We start from the raw sequence: 1,803 nt of genomic DNA, 5'->3' as shown, positions 1-1,803 counted from the left end.
CGCGAGTATGGCGGCGGTGGTGTACCAGGGGGTGTTATTGGTCATCGGTGCCGAATTGTTTGCGTAGTTCTGCGGCTAGTTCGAGCATGAGCTGCTCCATCTGGGCATTCACGTCACCCTCCCAGGGCCCGATCGGAGCGAACTTGATAATGCAATCCTGCGCCACCATCAAACAGGTATCTAACCCCAAATTGCTTGTTGGGCTGCAGTAGGCTTTACCGACCGCCTTCGGATTGGTGAAATCCTCAACATAATCGTCATATATGCTGTGGAAGTAGTGCACGCTGACGTGGATGATTCGGCGGCGTTGGTAGTAGGGGGTGTCGTCGTCTTTGTGGACGTAAACCCAGCCGCCGCCGGTTCTGACGGTGTAGGAGGGTTCTCCTCGTGCGCGGACGACGTTGGTGAGGTCCGGGATCGGCCAGTTGTCTTGGATGTGGGCTGGGAAGATGCGGGGGATGATCGCTGGTGGTGGTTGCCCGGCCCAGCGTTTGTCGTCTTGCCAGCCGGGCTGGGTCGGGTCGATCATCCAAGGAGCGAGTGTCAGGGTGGCTGGGAATATCGATCGTCTCGAACGACGACCCGGCCACCACCCCACCAGACCCATCAACCGACGGCCCCGGTGTGGGGCGTGTGACCACGACGACGGTGAGTGCCGCGAGCACGAGCGCGAGTATGGCGGCGGTGGTGTACCAGGCCCAGTGTCGTCGCATGATCCCTACCCCGTTCTCTTCCTTCTTACCTTCTTCTTACCTTGTGACTGGTTTCTGGTGTTTAAGGGGTTATTGTTCTTCTTGTTCCTCGCGGAGCGCTTCCTCGTACTTGGTGAAGTCCTGCGGTGTGTAGTCCGGGCAGATGTGTCCTACCTTCTCGAACGCGAGCTGGGTGCCGGTGGGCCACCCATTCTTGATGATGTTACGCGCCGCCATCCCATCATCCACGATCCGGCAAAACTCCTGATCCGTGGCCTCGATCTCGCTTTCCCTGCTACGGATGAGCTGCTCGGCCTTGCCCATGTTCTGGGTCACCGCCCTGGTGCGAGGAAACACCTCCCCCGAAACCGCCACCAGCCCCACCTCGTTGCGCTGCTTCGCGTGCCGCAACCAGAACAACACAAACGTCAACTCCACCAACGTAGCCCGGAGCATCAGTTCTACCAGCTTGGCGTAGAGCGCGGGCAGCTGACGGTGCTCCTCGAAGGCCTTGGCCTGCACCATCGCCCGCAACCCGTACCGCCTGGCCGCCGGGCCCGTCCACCCCTCCAACAGAATCAACTCCGGCAAACTATCCGCCAGATCACCGGCATCCTTGGCTCGCTTATCCCAGTCGTCGAGTTTGGCTTTGAGTTGGTCGGGGACGGTTTGGCTGTACTCGGCGGCGTTCGCGGAGACTAGCTTGAGTCTCTCCCACTGCGTCACCGCTGCCATACGGACCTGTTTCACCTGCTCGTCCCTAGCGGCCTGCGCCTGTCTCAACCGTTCGCGAAACGCGGTATCGGTGCCCGCCTGGAGCGCATCCTCCCGCTGACGTATCACCGCCAAATCCGCGGCATCACGCTCCAACGCGGCCTCAAGCTGCGCACGAATATCACGCAACAACTGCGGGATCTCCTTGCACTCCTCCGACTTAACCGGTGCGATGCCCTTCTCCAAGATCTGGTTACGCACCCGATCAACCAGCCCACGCAACCGCTGACCAATATCCCCCGGAATCAAATCAGTGATAGCCATGATCTCGTTATTCTCCTTCCCAGGCCCGCTTCGCCAGGAGGCTGGCCTGTTCTTCTTGTTCTTCCCTGCTCGT

2 protein-coding genes are annotated in these 1,803 nt (G+C 60.1%); both read right to left on the bottom strand.

The features are described from left to right. Window positions 1–34: 34 nt before the first annotated feature. Window positions 35–529: a hypothetical protein gene (locus EII42_RS12080; RefSeq protein WP_125172400.1), complete on the bottom strand. Its 495-nt coding sequence runs from the start codon at window positions 527–529 to the stop codon at window positions 35–37. A 253-nt stretch (window positions 530–782) separates the two neighbouring features. After that, window positions 783–1,730, bottom strand: coding sequence for a hypothetical protein (locus EII42_RS12075; RefSeq protein ID WP_125172399.1), 948 nt, complete (start codon window positions 1,728–1,730; stop codon window positions 783–785). Window positions 1,731–1,803 lie beyond the last annotated feature (73 nt).

This window comes from Tessaracoccus sp. OH4464_COT-324 (assembly GCF_003932855.1).
Taxonomy (GTDB): Bacteria; Actinomycetota; Actinomycetes; order Propionibacteriales; family Propionibacteriaceae; genus Arachnia.
Note: the sequence above shows the minus strand (reverse complement) of the source record. Positions and strands in the feature narration are given on the sequence as shown.

Excerpts from the sequence above, each read along its gene's own strand:
- EII42_RS12080 (WP_125172400.1), bottom strand. The coding sequence starts at position 529 with ATGATCGACCCGACCCAGCCCGGCTGGCAAGACGACAAACGCTGGGCC.
- EII42_RS12075 (WP_125172399.1), bottom strand. The coding sequence starts at position 1,730 with ATGGCTATCACTGATTTGATTCCGGGGGATATTGGTCAGCGGTTGCGT.